At 70.0% G+C, this 17,803-nt stretch carries 17 protein-coding genes; 4 read left to right on the forward strand and 13 right to left on the reverse strand.

The genetic code is table 11. From position 1 onward, the window contains the following. Window positions 1–67: 67 nt before the first annotated feature. Complete coding sequence (gene purM / locus DJ69_RS07295; RefSeq protein WP_099255015.1) at window positions 68–1,090, forward strand: phosphoribosylformylglycinamidine cyclo-ligase; 1,023 nt, start codon at window positions 68–70, stop codon at window positions 1,088–1,090. A 246-nt stretch (window positions 1,091–1,336) separates the two neighbouring features. Here the strand turns inward: purM and DJ69_RS07300 are convergent, their stop codons facing one another. The 3 genes from DJ69_RS07300 to DJ69_RS07310 form a co-directional block, all read right to left on the reverse strand. Then, window positions 1,337–1,636 carry a DUF6360 family protein gene (locus DJ69_RS07300; protein ID WP_099255016.1) on the reverse strand — a complete coding sequence of 100 codons (300 nt, stop codon included), beginning with the start codon at window positions 1,634–1,636 and terminating at the stop codon, window positions 1,337–1,339. Window positions 1,637–1,667: 31 nt separating this feature from the next. Further along, entirely contained in the window at window positions 1,668–3,443 is a 1,776-nt protein-coding gene (locus tag DJ69_RS07305; protein WP_099255017.1) for a nitrite/sulfite reductase, read from the reverse strand. 92 nt (window positions 3,444–3,535) lie between these two features. Continuing rightward, the gene (locus tag DJ69_RS07310; protein ID WP_180271745.1) at window positions 3,536–3,841 is read right to left on the reverse strand and encodes a hypothetical protein; all 306 of its coding nucleotides are present in this window, start codon (window positions 3,839–3,841) and stop codon (window positions 3,536–3,538) included. 216 nt (window positions 3,842–4,057) lie between these two features. Between DJ69_RS07310 and DJ69_RS19010 the strand changes: the two genes are divergently transcribed. Together DJ69_RS19010 and DJ69_RS07315 are read left to right on the forward strand one after the other, a co-directional pair. Further along, window positions 4,058–4,186 carry a hypothetical protein gene (locus tag DJ69_RS19010; RefSeq protein ID WP_275539512.1) on the forward strand — a complete coding sequence of 43 codons (129 nt, stop codon included), beginning with the start codon at window positions 4,058–4,060 and terminating at the stop codon, window positions 4,184–4,186. Beyond that, window positions 4,183–4,362, forward strand: coding sequence for a hypothetical protein (locus DJ69_RS07315; protein ID WP_099255019.1), 180 nt, complete (start codon window positions 4,183–4,185; stop codon window positions 4,360–4,362). The genes DJ69_RS19010 and DJ69_RS07315 overlap by 4 nt, the downstream gene beginning before the upstream one ends. A 48-nt stretch (window positions 4,363–4,410) precedes the next feature. On the opposite strand, the gene DJ69_RS07320 is transcribed toward DJ69_RS07315, so the two are convergent. The 10 genes from DJ69_RS07320 to DJ69_RS07365 all read right to left on the reverse strand — a co-directional run bounded on the left by DJ69_RS07320 (window position 4,411) and on the right by DJ69_RS07365 (window position 15,732). Beyond that, window positions 4,411–4,950: a CBS domain-containing protein gene (locus tag DJ69_RS07320; RefSeq protein WP_099255020.1), complete on the reverse strand. Its 540-nt coding sequence runs from the start codon at window positions 4,948–4,950 to the stop codon at window positions 4,411–4,413. A gap of 130 nt (window positions 4,951–5,080) precedes the next feature. Beyond that, window positions 5,081–5,461, reverse strand: a complete 381-nt coding sequence (locus DJ69_RS07325) for a DUF555 domain-containing protein (protein WP_099255021.1) — start codon at window positions 5,459–5,461, stop codon at window positions 5,081–5,083. A gap of 146 nt (window positions 5,462–5,607) precedes the next feature. Continuing rightward, window positions 5,608–6,606, reverse strand: a complete 999-nt coding sequence (locus DJ69_RS07330) for an isocitrate/isopropylmalate dehydrogenase family protein (RefSeq protein WP_099255022.1) — start codon at window positions 6,604–6,606, stop codon at window positions 5,608–5,610. Beyond that, the gene (gene leuD / locus DJ69_RS07335) at window positions 6,603–7,259 is read right to left on the reverse strand and encodes a 3-isopropylmalate dehydratase small subunit (protein ID WP_099255023.1); all 657 of its coding nucleotides are present in this window, start codon (window positions 7,257–7,259) and stop codon (window positions 6,603–6,605) included. Before leuD ends, DJ69_RS07330 begins: the two co-directional genes overlap by 4 nt. Then, window positions 7,256–8,677, reverse strand: a complete 1,422-nt coding sequence (gene leuC / locus DJ69_RS07340) for a 3-isopropylmalate dehydratase large subunit (protein ID WP_099255024.1) — start codon at window positions 8,675–8,677, stop codon at window positions 7,256–7,258. Before leuC ends, leuD begins: the two co-directional genes overlap by 4 nt. A gap of 70 nt (window positions 8,678–8,747) precedes the next feature. Then, complete coding sequence (gene ilvC, locus DJ69_RS07345; RefSeq protein WP_099255025.1) at window positions 8,748–9,806, reverse strand: ketol-acid reductoisomerase; 1,059 nt, start codon at window positions 9,804–9,806, stop codon at window positions 8,748–8,750. Window positions 9,807–9,838: 32 nt separating this feature from the next. Beyond that, on the reverse strand, window positions 9,839–10,501 hold the full coding sequence (ilvN, locus tag DJ69_RS07350) for an acetolactate synthase small subunit (RefSeq protein WP_099255026.1): 663 nt from the start codon (window positions 10,499–10,501) through the stop codon (window positions 9,839–9,841). Further along, on the reverse strand, window positions 10,498–12,297 hold the full coding sequence (gene ilvB / locus DJ69_RS07355) for a biosynthetic-type acetolactate synthase large subunit (protein ID WP_099255027.1): 1,800 nt from the start codon (window positions 12,295–12,297) through the stop codon (window positions 10,498–10,500). Before ilvB ends, ilvN begins: the two co-directional genes overlap by 4 nt. 352 nt (window positions 12,298–12,649) lie before the next feature. Beyond that, window positions 12,650–13,831, reverse strand: a complete 1,182-nt coding sequence (locus DJ69_RS07360) for a LeuA family protein (RefSeq protein WP_444681576.1) — start codon at window positions 13,829–13,831, stop codon at window positions 12,650–12,652. Window positions 13,832–14,172: 341 nt separating this feature from the next. Beyond that, window positions 14,173–15,732, reverse strand: coding sequence for a hypothetical protein (locus tag DJ69_RS07365; RefSeq protein WP_099255028.1), 1,560 nt, complete (start codon window positions 15,730–15,732; stop codon window positions 14,173–14,175). 161 nt (window positions 15,733–15,893) lie between these two features. Between DJ69_RS07365 and ligA the strand changes: the two genes are divergently transcribed. Further along, on the forward strand, window positions 15,894–17,720 hold the full coding sequence (ligA, locus tag DJ69_RS07370) for an ATP-dependent DNA ligase LigA (RefSeq protein WP_099255029.1): 1,827 nt from the start codon (window positions 15,894–15,896) through the stop codon (window positions 17,718–17,720). The last annotated feature ends 83 nt before the right edge of the window (window positions 17,721–17,803 follow it).

Genomic DNA, 17,803 nt, shown 5'->3' on the forward strand with positions numbered 1-17,803 from the left:
CGACATCGCGGACCTCCGCCTCGCGGGGAACGGTGCGCTTTTGCTCCGCGGGCGTCCCTCGACACACATGACCGAGGGCGACGGCGGAGACGACGGAAGCAGTGGCGGGGACGGTGCCGTGGACGAACTCACCTACGCGGACGCCGGCGTCGACATCGGCGCCAGCGAGGCGGCGACGGCCGCGTTGATCGGCGCGGTCGGCGAGGGCGAGGGCGACTACGCCGGCCTGCTCGACATCGGCGACCGCTACCTCGCGCTGGCGACCGACGGCGTGGGGACGAAGCTCCTCGTCGCCGAGGCGCTCGGCGACTACTCGACGGTCGGCGTCGACTGCATCGCGATGAACGTCAACGACCTGGTCGCCGCCGGCGTCCGCCCCGTCGCGTTCGTCGACTACCTCGCGGTCGACGAGCCCGACGAGCGGTTCGCCGAGCAGGTCGGCGAGGGGCTCGCGCGCGGCGCCGGCCTCGCCGACATGGAGCTCGTCGGCGGCGAGACCGCGGTGATGCCCGACGTGATCCGCGGGCTCGACCTGGCCGGGACCTGCGCCGGCCTCGCCGCGAAGGACGCCGTCTTCGACGGCGAGGCGGAGCCGGGCGACGCCCTCGTCGGCTGGCGCTCCTCCGGGATCCACTCGAACGGGCTCACGCTCGCGCGCGAGGCCGCGACCCGCGATCACGAGTACACCGACCCCTGTCCGTTCGAGGGGTACGAGACGGTCGGCGAGGCGCTGCTGGAGCCGACCCGCATCTACACCGACCTGCTCGACCCGATGCGGGAGCACGGCGTGCGCGGCGCGGCCCACGTCACCGGGGGCGGCTGGACCAACCTGACGCGGCTCGGCGCCAACCGGTACGTCGTCGAGGACGCCTTCGACCCCCAGCCGGTCTTCGAGTTCGTGCAGTCGGAGGGGGGCGTCTCCGACGAGGAGATGCACCGGACGTTCAACATGGGAACCGGCTTCGTCGCCGCCGTCGACCCCGACGCGGCCGAGTCGCTGGCCGCCGAGACCGACGGACGCGTGATCGGGCGGGTGGAAGACGGCGAGGGCGACGAGGGAAGCGTCGCGATCCGCGGACTGGAGCTATAACCGGTCGCCGTCGATACCGCTCTCGATCGCTTATAAATATCCAACTTCGGCTCGACGGTAAACGCGTCCAGAGACGCAACCGCCCACTGGTGAATCGTTGGTTCCGAGTCGGGAACGAATCCCTCCAGATCCCCGGCCGCGAAGCGCTTCGTGCCTCTGGCAGCCGGCGGCTGTGCCGCCGGCGACCTCCCGCAAGCGACTCGCGGCCGACGGCCGCTCGTCGGCACGCGCCACCGCACCGTTCAGTTACGAAGAGTTGGCACCACCGTTTTGCGCGGCCTCGACCCGGTCCGCCGTCGACGCCAGCGCCTCGGCGAGGGTCCGCGCCTGCGCCACCGAGAGATCGACCTCGTCGGCGTGGGCGGGGAGGTCGCCGAGCGCCGTGTCGTCGAGTTCGACCGCCAGCGTGACCTGTTCCGGGTCCTCTCTGGGCGCGGTGACGTTCACGACGCCGGGCGCGGCGACATCGAACTCGTGGCCGCGAGCGCGACCCTCCACGAGGTCGAGGGTCGTGTAAGCGTTCACGCGGAGCAGGCGATCGCTCATCGGACCGCCTCCGAGTCAGTCGCTCGCATCGTCAGTCGTCCGCCGGGGTCAGCGGCGCGTCCTCCATCGAGTCTTCCTCGGCGTACGGGTACCACGTCCGCTTCGTGTTGTGCATCATCGGGTCCTCGTAGTCGGTCTCTTCCGGGTCGACGAAGGCGTCCAGTTCCTCGTCGTCGTGGCGGGCGACGAACGCCCGGAACGACTCGCCCTCCTCGCGCTCGGCGGCGAAGCTCTCGATCAGGTTCGCGATCGCACCGGGCACCTCGTCGACCGGCACGCGCTGGGTGACCCACCGAGCGAACTGCGGGTTCTCGCCGAGCCCGCCGCCGAGGCCCACGTCGAGCGCCTCGACCGGGTCCCCGTCCTTGCGGGTCTTCATCCCGCGCAGGCTCACGTCGGCGATCTGAGGCTGCGCGCACGAGGCCGTACAGCCGGAGAGGTGGATGTGGAACTCGTCGACGTCGGCCGGGAGGTCGACGTTCGCTTTCAGCCAGCGGGCGAACCGGACCTGCCGGTTCTTCGTCTCGACGATCGACAGCGAGCAGAACTCCGTGCCGGTACACGCGACCGAACCGCGCATGAACGGGGACGGCTCCGACGAGTAGTGCTCCAAGAGAGGCTCGTCGAGGAACTCGTCGAGCGCCGCGTCCGGCACGTCGGTGACGATGACGTTCTGGCGCTGCGAGAGGCGGACCTCGCCGGAGCCGTACTCGTCGGCGAGATCCGCCAGTTCGAGCACGTCGTCCGCGCCCATCCGCCCGACGAGCACGTTCAGCCCGACGAAGTTCGTCCCGTCCTTCTGGTCGTGGACGCCGATCAGGTCGTTGCGCTCGCCCTCGCCGGCGTTGTACGTGTACTCCTCGCGAACGTCGCGTCCGGCGGATTCGAGTTCGAAGTCGACGTACTCCTCCTGAAGCGTCTCGCGGACCTCGTCCGCGCCCCACTCGTCGACGAGGAACTTCACCCGCGCGTTGTACCGGTCCTCGCGGTCGCCGTAGTCGCGGAACAGCGCGGAGAGGCCGCCGGCGACGTCCGGCACCCTCTCCGGCGGCACCCAGACGTCGATGTCGCGGGCGAGCCGCGGCTCGTTGCGCGAAAGCCCCCCGCCGACGCGGACGTTGAAGCCGACGGCGTCCTCGCTCTCGTCGCCGTCGCCGCCGTTTCCTCCGGTGACCGCCTTATACGCGGGCTCGAACGCGAGATCGTTGATGTCGCCCTGCCCGGAGCCGTCGGCGGACCCGGTCACGGACACCTTCCACTTTCGCGGGAGGTTCGCGTGGTCGTCGTCCCCTTTGAACCGCTCGTTGAGGTCGCGGATCACCGGCCACGCGTCGATCACCTCCTGCCCGTCCTTTCCCGCGACCGGATTTCCGACGATGTTCCGCCAGGAGTCCCCGCAGGCCTGCTGCGTCGAGAGCCCGTTCTCCTCCAACTTCTCGAAGATCGCCGGCACGTCCGACAGCTCGATCCAGTGGAGCTGGATCGACTGGCGGGTGGTGAAATCGGCGTACACGTCGCCGAAGATCGGGTTCACTCCCGGGCCGCGGGCGTACTCGTCGGCGATTTCCCCGACAACCCGAAGCTGTCCCGGTTCGAGCACGCCGTTCGGGGTTCCGATCCGCATCATGAAATACCCCTCCTGTCCGTTCCGCTGGTGGTACAGCCCCCACCATTTGAACCGCTCGAACCACGCGTCGCGCTCGTCGTCCGGGATCGAGTCGAACCCCGCCTCGGCGAACTCGAACAAGCGGTCGCGGATCTCGTTGCCGTACACCTCCGATTTCCAGTTCTCGACGTCCGTTGGCATCGAGAGCCCCTACAGCCGACGCCCCCATAGGCGACCGCGTCGGGTCAACATTCGGCGGTGCTGCATCACGGTGGCACGTGTTGCCGTCATCTTCACCGTCGCACGCGGCGGACCGCGGATCGGTCGAGTTCGGCGAACTCACCCCCGCGTACCCGCCCGACGGGGATCCACCCGGTGGTTCCCTTCTCCCCGCACGCGATACACTGGCCGTACACCTGCACCTCAACGGTCGAGCCGTCGGCGCCGACCGACTGGAAGTTCTCGACGACCAGATCGGTGAGCGCACACTCGCACAGATCCGGCGCGTCGAGGCGCCACAGCTCGCTGACACGCACTTTTCGGTCGTCGTTGACGGAGATCCACGCCCCGTCGTCGAGGACGCGCAAACGAGTGGTCACACGTCCGATACGCCCGGGAGGACCCAATGGGTGACGGTGCTCGCAATCGGCGACCGTTTCGATGACGCCGCGTATGCGACAGATCGCACGACTGCGCCGCGATACCGCGTGAGAGTTTCTTCCGCACTACCGGACACGAAATCCGGTATCGGTGAGTGGTGGTTCGATTTACATGTGTGACGGTACTTATGGCTCGTGCGCGCTTACGACGGCGTAATGACCGAGACGGTTCCCGACTCCAGCGGCGATCGACCCGCTAGTCGGGTCGACGACGCCGAGTACCGACAACACGCGTCCGCGGACGTAGCGCCCGAACTGTTCGACGCCGACCAGGAGGGACGATGACCGATCGGGCGGACCCCCAGACGAGCGACGAGGAGCGAGAGGGCGCCGAGAACGACGCGGACGCGGAAGAGCCCGATCGCGAACCCGACGACGGCACGGGTCACCTCGACGACATCGAGGACGGGATCGGCTGTACGGAAATCTGGGAGCGGCTCTCTGAGCGCCGGGAGGGGTAGGTTCACCGTCGCGGCACGTCTCAAACTCCGTGGGGACCCGGGTGCGTCTTACGAGAGGTGCGCGGCGATGTCGGCCTCGGTGATGATCCCGACCGTCTCGCCGCCGTCGGTCACCATCACCGCCTTGTAGTGGTCGAGGAGGTTCCGGACCTCGTCGACGGTCGCGCCCGGCGCGACGGTGGGGAACGACTCGCTCATCACCTCGCTGACCGGGTGGTCGCCGACGTTCTCGCCGGCGTGGATCACGTCGCCCTGACTGATCGAGCCGACCGGGACGCCGTTCTGAAGCACCGGGAGCTGCGAGTACGCCTCCTCCTCCATCAGGTCGACCGCCTCGCGCACCGCGTCGTCGGGGGCGACGCTGATCACCGTCTCGTTCATCAGGTCGCTCGCGCGAACGACCTCGCCCTCCGCCTCCTGCAGCGCGTTGACGATCCGCCGGAGCGTCGAGAGCCGCGGGTCGACGTCCCCGCCTTCGATACGGGCGATGAGCGGCTGCGAGACGTCCGCCGCGTCCGCGAGTTCGCTCTGGGTCAGCTCCAGCGTCGTCCGCCGCTCGCGGAGGTCCTGTGGCGTCGGGAGTTCCATACGCTGAATAACTCGGGGTTATTAGAAAAGGTTTCGACGACGACCGATTTCGCGGGAGCGCCGCGCAGACCGCCGCTCCCGCGATCAGTGCGGCGCGTCGACCGTTCCGGCTATCGTCGGTTGGTCGTGGTTACTGCCCGGCGTCGACGTCGGCGTCCTCCTCGTCGCCCTCGGTCTCGATGACCTCGATGACCTCGAGGGGAACGTCGCGGAGCGCGCCGCCGACCTCGCTTTTCGCGATCCGCTCGGCGTGCTCTTCGCTGTCGGCGTTGAAGATGTCGATCTCTAAGAGGAGACCGACGAGAGCGGTGTTCGCGGCGAGGAACGCGGCGTCGAACGGCTCCCCGCAGACCGGACAGCCGGTGACGCCGGGTTCGACCTCGACGTACTGCTTGTCCGTCTCGTTGAGTCGCTTGCCGGCTTCGCTGACCGCGACGCCGATGGCGTCGTCGGTCTCCTCGACATCACGGACCAACCAGGCTGCTTCCATCGCGACTTCGTAGTTGCTCATACCCGAGCCGACGGGCCGCAGGGTTTCCTTTCTTGTGGTTCGCCCGTGGTCCGCGGGTCTCGGTCGCACACCGTCGAACGTCGGGCGCTCGATCGCACGCCGAAGCGACAGCACGGCCGGCGCGCATCGAACGCGGCGGGCGACGCCTACAGCCGGTCGACGATCGCCGCGGTGACCTCGTCGGTCGTCGCGTCGCCTCCGAGGTCGCCGGTGCGCGGACCGTCGGAGAGCACGCCCTCCACGGCGGCACGCACCCGCTGGCCCTCCTCGGCGTGGCCGAGGTACTCCAGCAGCATGGCCGCGGAGAGGATCGTCGCGGTCGGGTTGGCGATCCCCTCGCCGGCGATGTCGGGCGCGGTGCCGTGAACCGGCTCGAACAGCGCGTTGTCGTGGCCGACGTTCGCCGAGGGGAGCAGGCCGAGCCCGCCGACGAGACCGGCCGCCAGATCGGAGAGCACGTCGCCCGCGAGGTTCGGACAGACGATCACGCCGTACTGGCTCGGGTCGAGCGGGAGCTTCGTGGCGAACGCGTCCATCAGCTCCTCGTCGGCGTCGACGCCGCGCTCCTCGGCGACCGCGAGCACCTCCTCGCGGAAGCGGCCGTCCGTCTCGCGCATCACGTTGGCCTTGTGCGCGACGGTGAACCCCTCGTCGGGGTCGCCGGCGGGGCCTCGGCCGTCTTCGACGAACTCGCAGGCGTACTCGGCCAGTTCGCGGGAGGCCGAGGAGGTGACGACCCGCGTCAGCGTCGAGAGGTCGTCCGAGAGTCGGTCCTCGTGGCCCGAGTAGACGCCCTCGGTGTTCTCGCGGAGGAAGACCACGTCCGTCTCCGGTCGGACCGCGTCGACGCCGGGGTAGGCCCTGGCGGGCCGGACGTTGACGAACGAGTTCACGGCGTCCCGGAGCGGAAGGATCACGTCGGCGGCGGTCTCGCCGGCCGCGCCGAACAGCGTCGCGTCCGCGTCCGCGGCGAGGTCGTACGTCTCCGCCGGGAGCGCCTCGCCGGTCGCCTCTTTGGTCGCGTCGCCCGCGTCCGCCTCGACGAACTCGAAGTCGACGGGAAGCGCCTTCAGCACCTCGACGGCTGCAGGGATGACCTCGCGGCCGATCCCGTCGCCCTCGATGACGACGACCTCGCGGCTCACGCCTCGTCCTCCGCGACGTGTTCGGCCGGGACGTACGGCAGCGACCGGGCGGTCTCGCGGACCGCTTCCTCGTTCGCACCCATCAGCGCCGTGGTGTCCCAGACGCCCTCGACGAGCGCCTTCCGCTGCGCGTCGTGAACCTCCGCGTCGATCACGGTGTCGTCGTAGGTGATCGTCTCCGCGGCCACGTCGATGTCGACCTCGGCGTCGGGATTGGCCTCGACGTAGTCCTGGAGCGCCTCGATGTCATCCTGGTCGGCCGTGACGGTCGGTACCCCGAGCGCGAGGCAGTTCCCCGCGAAAATCTCCGCGAACGACTCGCCCACGACCGCGTCGATCCCCCAGCGCATCAGCGCCTGCGGGGCGTGTTCGCGCGAGGAGCCGCAGCCGAAGTTGGCGTTGACGACCAACACGTTCGCGCCCCGGTACTGTTCCTCGTTGAACGGGTGGTCCTTCTCGTTGTCGTCGTCGTCGAACCGCTGGTCGAAGAAGGAGAACTGGCCCAGCCCGTCGAAGGTGACGACCTTCATGAACCGCGCCGGGATGATCTGGTCGGTGTCGATGTCGTTGCCCCGGACCGGGATCCCGGTGCCGGAGACCTCGGTGACCTTCTCCGCCGGCGCCTCGCCGGCGCTGAACTCGGGCGAGCTCATACGGTCGCCACCTCCTCCATCTCGCGGACGTCGGTGACCTCGCCGGTCACCGCCGCGGCCGCGACCATGATCGGACTCATCAGCACCGTGCGCCCGTCCTTCGATCCCTGCCGGCCGACGAAGTTCCGGTTCGACGAGGAGGCGCTCGCCTCGTCGCCCTCGAGCTGGTCGTCGTTCATGCCGAGACACATCGAACAGCCGGGTTCGCGCCAGTCGAAACCGGCCTCCTTGAACACCTCGTCGAGCCCCTCGGCCTCCGCGGCGTCGCGGACGCGCTGGCTGCCGGGGACGACCATCGCGCGCACGTCGTCGGCGACCTCGCGGCCCTCGACGAACGCCGCGGCCTCGCGGAGGTCCTTCAGCCGCGCGTTGGTACACGAGCCGAGGAACGCCACGTCGATGTCGTACCCCTCCATCGTGTCGCCGGGCTCGACGCGCATGTGCTTCTGCGCGCGTCGCGCCGTGTCGCGGTCCTCCTCGGGGAGGTCGTCGGGATCCGGGATCGGCTCGGTGATGCCCGCGGTCTGGCCGGGCGTGGTCCCCCACGTCACCGTCGGCTCGATCGCCGAGCCGTCGATGGTGACGACGTCGTCGTACTCCGCGTCGTCGTCGGTCCGGATCGACTCCCAGTAGGGCTTCAGCCGCTCGAACTCCTCGGGATCGTCGGCGAAGGCGTCCGTCCCTTTCAGCCACTCGTAGGTGGTCTCGTCGGGGTTGACGTAGCCCGCGCGGGCGCCGCCCTCGATCGACATGTTACAGATGGACATCCGCCCCTCCATCCCCAGGTCCTCGATGGCCTCGCCGGCGTACTCGTACACGTAGCCGACGCCGCCGTCGGTCCCGAGCTTCCCGATGATCGTCAGGATGACGTCCTTCGCGGTGACGCCCTCGCCGAGCTCGCCCGTGACCTCGATCTTGCGGACCTTCTGTTTCTCCATGGCGACGCAGCCCGTCGCCAGCACGTCGCGGATCTGCGACGTGCCGATGCCGAACGCCAGCGCGCCGAACGCGCCGTGCGTCGACGTGTGCGAGTCGCCACAGACGATCGTCATCCCCGGCTGGGTGAGTCCCTGCTCCGGCCCGATGACGTGGACGATCCCCTGATCGCCGGAGTCCGGATCGGAGAAGTCGATGCCGGAGTCCCGGACGTTCTCCTCCAGCTCCGCCATCATGCTCTCGGCCGCGTCGTCGCGGTAGGGGCGATCGCGGTTGCCGGTCGGCACGATGTGGTCGACCGTCGCGTGCGTGCGCTCCGGGAACGCGACCTCCTGCCCGCGCTCCTGCAGCATGCCGAACGCCTGCGGGCTGGTGACCTCGTGGACGAGGTGGAGCCCGACGAACAGCTGGTCCTGCCCGGTGGGCAGCCGAGTCACCTTGTGCCGGTCCCACACCTTGTCGTACAGCGTTCCCTCGCTCATCGGCACACACCTGCGTGGCGCGCCGACCGCACGGTCCCGTCCGTCCGGTTCTCGCCGCCGCGTACGCCCATCAGGCGGTCACCTCGGCGCTCTCTTCCTCGTCTTCTTCGCCCTCGTCCTGCCACGCGAACAGGCCGCGCAGCTCCTCGCCGACGGCCTCGATCTCGTGGTTCTTCTCCGCGGTCCGGAGCTGGGTGTAGGAGGGGCGTCCCGCCTGGTTCTCCGCGATCCACTCGCGGGCGAACTCGCCGTTCTGGACCTTCTCTAAGACTTCTTCCATGTTCTCGCGGGCGTGCTCGTCGACGACCACGTCGCCCTGCGTGAGCCCGCCGTACTCGGCGGTGTCGGAGACGGAGTCCCACATCTCGCCGAGCCCGCCCTCGTACATCAGGTCGACGATGAGCTTGAGCTCGTTGAGACACTCGAAGTAGGCCATCTCCGGGGAGTAGCCGGCGTCGACCAGCGTCTCGTACCCCTGCTTCACGAGCGAGGTGACGCCGCCGCAGAGGACGGCCTGCTCGCCGAACAGGTCGGTCTCGGTCTCCTCGCGGAACGACGTCTCGACGACGCCGGCGCGGGTACAGCCGATGGCGGCCGCGTACGCGAGCCCCTGGTCGTGGGCGTCCCCGGTCGCGTCCTGATACACCGCCAGCAGACCGGGCGTCCCCTCGTCGTTCTCGTAGTTGCGGCGGACGAGGTGGCCCGGCGACTTCGGCGCGACCATCGTCACGTCGACGTCTTCGGGCGGCTGGATCTGGTTGTAGTGGATGTTGAACCCGTGCGCGAACTGGAGCGTGTCGCCCGCCTCCAGATTCGGCTCGATGGCGTTCTCGTACACGTCCGGCTGGACCGTGTCGGGTACGAGCACGCTGACGATGTCGGCCTCGGCGACGGCGTCCGCGGGGGTCTCGACGCGGAGCCCGTCGCTCTCGGCGGCGCTTCGGGAAGAGCTGTCCTCTCGGAGGCCGACGATCACGTCGACGCCGCTCTCGGAGAGGTTCTGAGCGTGCGCGTGGCCCTGCGAGCCGTAGCCGAGTACGGCTACGGTCTTGTGAGCGATCGCCTCCTCGTCGGCGTCTTCGTCGTAGTATACGGTCGAGTCGAACGTCTGTGTGTCGTCTTCAGTCATGTGAATCGTGTGTGTATGCGTGCGTTCGCGTGTCAGTCGTCGTGCGTCGTCGGTTCGCCGGCCGTTCCGGGCTTCTCTCCGGGCGCCGTCGGCGTGTTGCCGCGCGCGAGGGCGGTCGGCCCGGTGCGCGCGATCTCGACGATGCCGAACCGCTCGAAGGCGCCGATCGCGTTGTCGATGCTGGCGTTGTCGCCGGTGAGTTCGACGGTGATCGTCTCCGGACCGGCGTCGACCGTCCGGCCGTCGTACATCTCGGCGACCGCGTGGACCGCGGCCGGGTCGTCGGCCTCGACCTTCAGCAGGACGAGCTCCGAGGTGACCGCGTCGCCGGCGACCTCGCCGACGGAGATGACCGGCTTCAGCTTCGCCATCTGCTTTTCGATCTGGTCGATGCCGGGGTCCGTCTCCTCGACGACCATCGTGATCCGGGAGTGACCGTCCACGGTCGTCGGGCCGACGGTGAGGCTCTCGATGTTGAACTGGCGGCGGGAGACGAGTCCGGAGACGCGCGCGAGCACGCCCGGTTCGTCCTCCACCAGCGCCGAGATGACGGCGCGGCGCGACTCGTGTTCCGCCTCGACGACGGGGTCGATGCGGATCCCTTCGAGGTTCCGGCGCCCGTCGGGGTGGTCGCGCTCCTCGGGGCCGGGCTGTTCGCTGGGTGCGGGCCGAGATTCGGATGCGTCCCCGCTCATAGCTGGTCCTCCGTGGTGGCGAACTTCCCGTTCGCACCGCCGCTCGGCACCATCGGCAGCACGTTCTCCTCCGGGTCGATGTGGAAGTCGATCACGGCCGGGCCGTCGTAGTCGAGGGCCTCCTCGACCGCCGGCGCGACCTCGTCGTAGTCGTCGACGCGGAGGCCCAAGGCGCCGAACGCCTCCGCGAGCTTGTCGAACTCGGGCATCCACGTGTAGTCGGAGGCCATGTGACGGCCCTCGTAGAAGGCGTCCTGCCACTGGCGCACCATGCCGATGTACTCGTTGTTGAGCACGGCGATCGTGATGTCGAGGTCCTCGCGGACGGCCACCGACAGCTCCTGCATCGTCATCAGGAAGGAGCCGTCGCCGTCGAAACACACCACGTCGCGGTCGGGCTCGCCCATCGTGTCGGCCGCGACGCGCGCGCCGACGGCGGCGGGCACGCCGTATCCCATCGTGCCGAGCCCGTGCGAGGAGACCCACGTCCGGGGCTCCGTGTACGTCCAGAACTGCGATGCCCACATCTGGTGTTGCCCCACGCCGGTCGTCACGATGGTGTCGTCGTCGGTCGCCTCGTCGAACGCCTCGACGACGAACTGCGGCTTCAGCGGCTCGTCGTCCGGCGTCGCGTACGTGAGCGGGTACGTCTCCTTCCACTCCGCACAGCGATCGCGCCACGCCTCGGCGTCCGGCGCCTCGCGGACCGCCGCGGTCAGCTGGTCGAGGACGCGCCCGGCGTCGCCGATCAGCGGGTAGTCGGCGAAGACGTTCTTCGAGATCTCGGCGGGGTCGATGTCGACGTGGACGACCTCGGCCTCCGGCGCGAACGTGTCGATCCCGCCCGTCAGCCGGTCGTCGAACCGGGTGCCGACCGCGATCAGGCAGTCGGTGTGAGTGATCGCCATGTTGGCGTAGCCGGTGCCGTGCATCCCGGCCCACGAGAGACAGAGGTCGTCGTCCTCGGGGAACGAGCCGATGCCGGGCATCGTCGTCGTCACCGGGATGCCGTACGTCCGCGCGAAGGTGCGCGCGGCGTCGCTCGCGTCGGCCTTGATCACGCCGCCGCCGAACAGGCACACGGGTCGGTCGGCCGCCTCGATCGCGCGGGCGGCCTCCTCGACCGCGTCGGGGTCGGCGTTCGGGTCGGGGTCGGTGCCGGCCGGCGGGGTCGCCGGTCCGGGCGTCTCGTCGGTCTCGTCCTGCGTCACGTCCTTCGGGAGGTCGACGAGCGTCGGGCCGGGCCGCCCGGCGCGCGACAGCTCGAACGCCTCGCCGACGGTGTCGCCGACGGAGTCCGCGCCGTCCGCGAAGTAGTTGTGCTTCGTGATCGGGCGGGTGACGCCGACCGTGTCGGTCTCCTGGAACGCGTCGTTACCGACGAACTCGGTGGGCACCTGTCCGGTCAGCGCCAACATCGCGTCGGAGTCCATGTCGGCGTCGGCGATGCCGGTGACGAGGTTCGTCGCCCCCGGCCCCGAGGTCGCCAGACAGAGGCCTGGCTCGCCGGCGACGACGCCGTAGGCGTCGGCGGCGTGCGCCGCGCCCTGCTCGTGGGCCATCGTCACGTGGCGGATCGAGGAGTCGTACAGCGCGTCGTAGACGGGCATGATCGCGCCGCCCTGAACGCCGAAGGCGGTCTCTGCGCCGGCGGCCTCCAGCGCGGCGACGACCGACTCTGCGCCGGTCGACACCGGTCCCGCGGCGGGACCGTCGGCGTCGTTCGGATCGTCGGTGCCGGTCTCGGCGGATTCGTCCGCGTCGTCCTCTCGTGGCTGTGCTGCTGTGTCGCTCATTGTCGTGGTGGTGTTCGGTGGTGCATCTCGCGGGTGTGAGAGTGGGTCGGTCCGAACGCCGAGTCGCCGGACGAGAACTGGCTCGCTCGGTGGCGTTCGTCGATGCGTGGCGTCGGTGAGGAAAGGGTGATGTAGGGGGTTATACCCCTACAATGATCGGCGCGACGGCTCCGGCGACATCGGCGGTCGTCGGGGTCTGGAAGCGCCGTCGCATCTCGGCTCGACCAACGCGTCCGGGGTATAAATCCCTGTCGGGGAACGGAACCGGCAGACCGGCTCCGGGCGGGGGCGATCCCGTCCGCGCGCCCGTACGGCCGTCGCTCGGCGGGCTCCCCGCGCAGGGAGGCGGCCATCAGACCCGGACCTCCTCCTCGCGGTCGACGTCCGCCTCCTCGGCGAACCGCTCGACGTCGCCGGCGGTCACCTGCCGCTTGCCGGAGCCGTACTCCTTGACGCGCTTGGTGATGCGCCGGACCTCGCTGTCGCTCGGGTCGAAGCCGGCCTCCACCAGGTGCTTGCGCACGCTGTGGGTGCCGGTGTGTTTCCCGAGCACGAACTCGCGTTCGGCTCCGACCATCTCCGGGGTCATCACGCCGGTCTCGAACGTGTCGGCGTTCTCGATGACGCCGGCGGCGTGGATGCCCGACTCGTGGGCGAACGCGTTCCGCCCGGTGACGGGTTTGTTCGCCGGCACCGGGATGTCCGAGGCCTCCTCGACGATCCGCGCCAGCTTGGTGATCTGGGTCGTGTCGATCCCGGTGTCGACGCCGTACACCGACTCGACGGCCATCACGACCTCCTCGTAGGCGGCGTTGCCGGCGCGCTCGCCGATCCCGTTGACCGACACTTGCGCCTGCTCCGCGCCGTTCTCGAAGCCGGTGACCGCGTTCGCCGCGGCCATCCCGAAGTCGTCGTGGGTGTGCACGTCGACGCGGGCGTCGGTCGCCTCGACGACCGCCTTCACCGTCTTCCCGAAGCTGGTCGGCATCGCGACCCCACACGTGTCCGGGATGTTGATCCAGTCGGTGCCCGCGTCGCTGACCGCCTCGACGATCTCGCGCAGGTAGTCGGGGTCGGTCCGCGTCGCGTCCATCGGCGAGAACATGCATTCGACGCCGGCGTCTTTCACCTGCTCGACGGCGTCGACCGCGCGCTGTTTCGCCTCCTGCCGGGTCGCGTGCATCGAATCTTCCAGCTGTACGTCGCTGGTCGAGACGAACACGTGGACCATCTCGACGCCGGAGTCGATGGCGGCGTCGATGTCGCCCTCGACGACCCGCGCCAGCCCGCAGACGGTGGTGTCCGTCGCGGCGGCGATGTCGCTCACTGCCTCGAACTCCGCGTCCGAGTTCACCGGGAACCCCGCCTCGATGACGTGGGTGTTCATGTCGTCCAGCGTCGCCGCTATGCGGCGTTTCTCGTCGTAGCTGAACGACGTGCGCGGTGACTGTTCACCGTCTCGTAACGTCGTGTCGAAGATCCGTACAGGACCGATATCGATGTTAGAAGCTATCGTGCCCTGGAAGAACTCGATCCGCCGGGGTGTCCGACGAAGCCTCCGTGATGTCTGTCATCGACTGACAGAAACACGGTGGAGAACTTAACACTTGTGCCGACTGCAAAAACGGCCCGGCTGAGCGCGCTCGACGTTCGAGCGTCGATACGGAAAATCGCACGACATCAACGGATTGGTTCGTCCTTATACACATTATACACACACGGAGGCGATCGGCGTGATGTGGTTTCGGAACCGGGTAGATAAACGGAATAGACGTTCGTTTCGTTCCGGACGAAGCCGGCGCGCGGTCAGCGCGCGGTCTGCGGTCGCCCCAGCCGCCGGAGTTGCCCCACTCTCCGGTCACCCCAGGGGCTGCCTCACTCCCCGTTCAGCCACGCCGAAAAGCCGCCCTCGATGAGCGTCTCGGCCTGCCGGTCGATGTACTCGCGCTGGGTGTCGTGGACCGCGGTGTCGAAGTCGTCGCCGGCGTCGAGGCGCTCGCGGACGCGGTCGCGCTTCCAACTCGCCGGCGTCGTCCGGTTCGCCACTCGCCACCGGAGCGGGGCGAGCCACGCGGCCGCCTCCTCCTCGGGGCAGCCCGCCGTCCGGAGGCCCGCCTCGGCGTGGTCGAGGAGGTCCGCGTACAGCGCGTCGGTGTCGGTCGTGCGCTCGCCGTCGAGGCCGATCCACTCGATCTCCGCGCCGAGCCCGTCGGCGACCGCGGCGTAGAAGTTGTCGCGGGCGGTCCCCCAGTCGAGCCCGATGACGGGGTGCTCCCGCTGGGGGAGCGCCTGCATGAGCCCGGCGAACGCCGCCTGGAACGCGATCGAGTCGCGGACGGTGGGTTGCCCGGGGATCGGGCGAAACTCGATCCGGGCGTTGGCGCTCGACCGGCTCGCGCCCTCGAAGACGGGGCGGACCCACCGCCAGTAGCTGCCGTGTTTCGTCCGGAACGTCGCGAACTCGTCGTCGAACCGGTCGGTGCCGTCGGGTTCCGGCATCGGGATCAGCGTCTCGTCGGCGGTGACCCGGTCGACGGCGGTCTCGACGTCGTGGAACTCCCGCGGGAACCGGACCTTCCTCCCGTCGGTGCGTGCGTTGAGCACCGACTCGAACACGTGGATCCGGTTCTCCGTCGCACCCTCCGCGAGGACGCGCTCACCGTCCCACCCGTCGTCGTACAGGTCCGGCGGGAAGAGCGGCGAGTTGACCCCGAGCGCGAGCAGGGGGCCGGCGATCCGGAGCGCGTACCGGAAGTGCCGCGGCAGCGTCTCGGCCTGCGCGACCTGGTAGTGCGGCTGGATCGACGTGATGAGGCTCTCGGGCATCACCGTGTCCGCCGCGAGCGACACCCCCGGCGCCTCGACGACCGTCCCGTGTCGCCCCTCTGTGCCCGCGTTCGCCATCGCGTGGTACCGGACCGCGTCGCTCATGTTGACGGCGACGGTGACCCCGTCGACGTCGACGCTGTCGGTGAGGTACCCGCGGGCCGTCTCCCCGGCCGGCGGGATCGTCCAGAGGCCGTCCGAAACGAGCCGCATCCCCTCGACGCCCGCGGTGTTCTCCGCGGCCTCCAGCCGCGCCCGGACCTCCGCGAGCTGCGCCCGGAGCCCGTGGTCTGACAGCGGCTGCGGGCTCGTCGACATCTCGGCGTTGTGGAGCCCGAGCTCCTTCTCGAACCCCATCAGCTCCAGCAGCCGACGAGGGACCCGCATCAGGGCGTACTCGCCCGCGCGCGACTCCTCGCTCCACCGCCCGTCGGCGACCGCGTAGAACTCGTACTCGAAGCCGACGATCGACTGGTGGTTGTCGAAGGCGCCGTCGCGGAGCGCCTGCTTGACGACCTCCGCCTCCTCCTCGGCGCGGGCGTCGAACTCCTCGGGGTCGACCGCGAGCGCCTCACGGACACCGTCGGCGAGGGCGGACTCGGTGCTCATGGGACGGTCGACGACTCCGCCCGGTAAAAAGGTCTGCGCCCGATCGGCGGCGTGGGACCGGTCGCCACGCGGCGTCGGCGGCCCGCGGTCGCTCGCGGTCCCCCGTCGTCGAGACCGGCCCGTATCGGGGCGCTTTTGCCGAGCGATCGCCGACTCGGGGTATGGAGTTCGCAGCGTTCGGCGACCGAGCGGAGGCGCTGGCGGCCGAGCCCGGCGACATCGAGACGACCCGGCTCGTCGCCGACCTGCTCGCGACCGCCGGCGGCGTCGGGGGCCCCGGCGGAGATGGGACCGGCGACAGCGACGACCTCGCGACCGTCACCCGGTTCCTGCTCGGTCGCGTCTTCCCCGCGCACGACACTCGGACGCTCGACGTGGGGCCGGCCCTGTGTCGCGAGGCGATCGCCCGCGCCGCCGGGCCGAACGTGACCGCGGCCGACGTGGAGGACCGGCTGGCCGAGGCCGGCGAGATCGGCGCGGTCGCCGCCGGCTTCGAGTTCGGCGGCCAGCGCGGGCTCGCCGCCTTCGGCGAGGGGCGCGATCGGCTCACCGTCGCGGGCGTCGACGCGGCGCTGCGCGAGCTGGCGGCCGCCGTCGGCGACGGCAGCGAGTCCCGGAAGCGAGACGCGCTGTTCGGGCTGTTCAACAGGTGTGAGCCCGCCGAGGCGAAGCTGCTCGCGCGGCTGGTGCTCGGGGAGATGCGGCTCGGCGTCGGCGAGGGAGCCGTCCGCGACGCGATCGCCGAAGCCTTTCTGGCGGGCGAAGCCGAGGGCGACGTGCACGCCGACGGCGACGCGGCGGTTGACGGCGCCGACAGCGACGACGACCCGACCCTCCGCGCCGACGACGACGCCGTCGCGGCCGCCGAGCGCGCGCTGCAGGTGACCAACGACTACGGCCGCGTCGCGGTTCTCGCCCGCGATGAGGGGATCGCCGGCCTGCGCGCCGAGGGGCTGGAAGTCGGTCGGCCGGTACAGGCGATGCTCGCGCAGGCGGGGACCGCGACCGACGCGGTCGAGGCGTTCGGCGAGGTCGCCGTCGAGACCAAGTTCGACGGCGCGCGGGTGCAGATCCACTACGTCCCGGGGGTCGGTGGCGACGGCGGCGACGCTGCCGGCGGCCCCGGGCTCGGCCCGCGGATCTACTCGCGGAACATGGACGACGTGACCGACGCGCTCCCGGAAATCGTCGAGTACGTCGAAGCGCGCGTCTCGGACCCGCTCATTCTCGACGGCGAGGTCGTCGCCGTCGACGACGACGGCGACCCGCTCCCGTTTCAGGAGGTGTTGCGGCGCTTCCGCCGGAAACACGACGTGGACCGGATGCGCGAGGAGGTCGGCCTCCGGCTCCACGCGTTCGACTGCCTCCACGCGGACGGCGCGGACCTGCTCGACGAGCCACTCCGGGTCCGCCACGACCGGCTCCGCGCGGTCCTCCCCGACGCGGCCGCGAGCGTCGAGTTCGCGGACAACCCGGCGGCGGTCGAGGCGGCGGAGGCGGCCGCGCTTGACGCGGGCCACGAGGGCGTGATGCTGAAGAACCCCGAGTCGGCGTACACACCCGGCGATCGGGGGCAAGACTGGCTGAAGCGCAAACCCGACGTGGAGACGCTCGACGCCGTCGTGGTCGGCGCGGAGTGGGGCGAGGGGCGCCGCGCGGAGCTGTTCGGGACGTTCCTGCTCGGCGTGCGGGCGGGCGACGACGAGTTCGACACGATCGGCAAGGTCGCGACCGGGCTCACGGACGAGGCGCTCGCCGACCTCACCGAGCGGCTGGAGCCGCACGTGGTGAGCGAGGCGGGGACCGAGATCGAGATCCGACCCGAGGTGGTCCTCGAAGTCGGCTACGAGGAGATCCAGACCTCCCCCACCTACTCGTCGGGGTACGCCCTGCGGTTCCCGCGGTTCGTCGGCGTCCGCGAGGACAAATCCGTCGCCGACGCCGACTCGCTGGAGCGCGTCGCGCGCCTCGCCAGAGACGCCGAGTAGCGGTCCGGGCCGCGTCGAGAGGCGAGCGTCCCGGCGTCCGGCGAGCGGCGACGCGAGGGCGATAGCCACCCTCAAGGCGCCCG

Source organism: Halorubrum persicum, from assembly GCF_002727125.1.
Lineage (GTDB): Archaea > Halobacteriota > Halobacteria > Halobacteriales > Haloferacaceae > Halorubrum > Halorubrum persicum.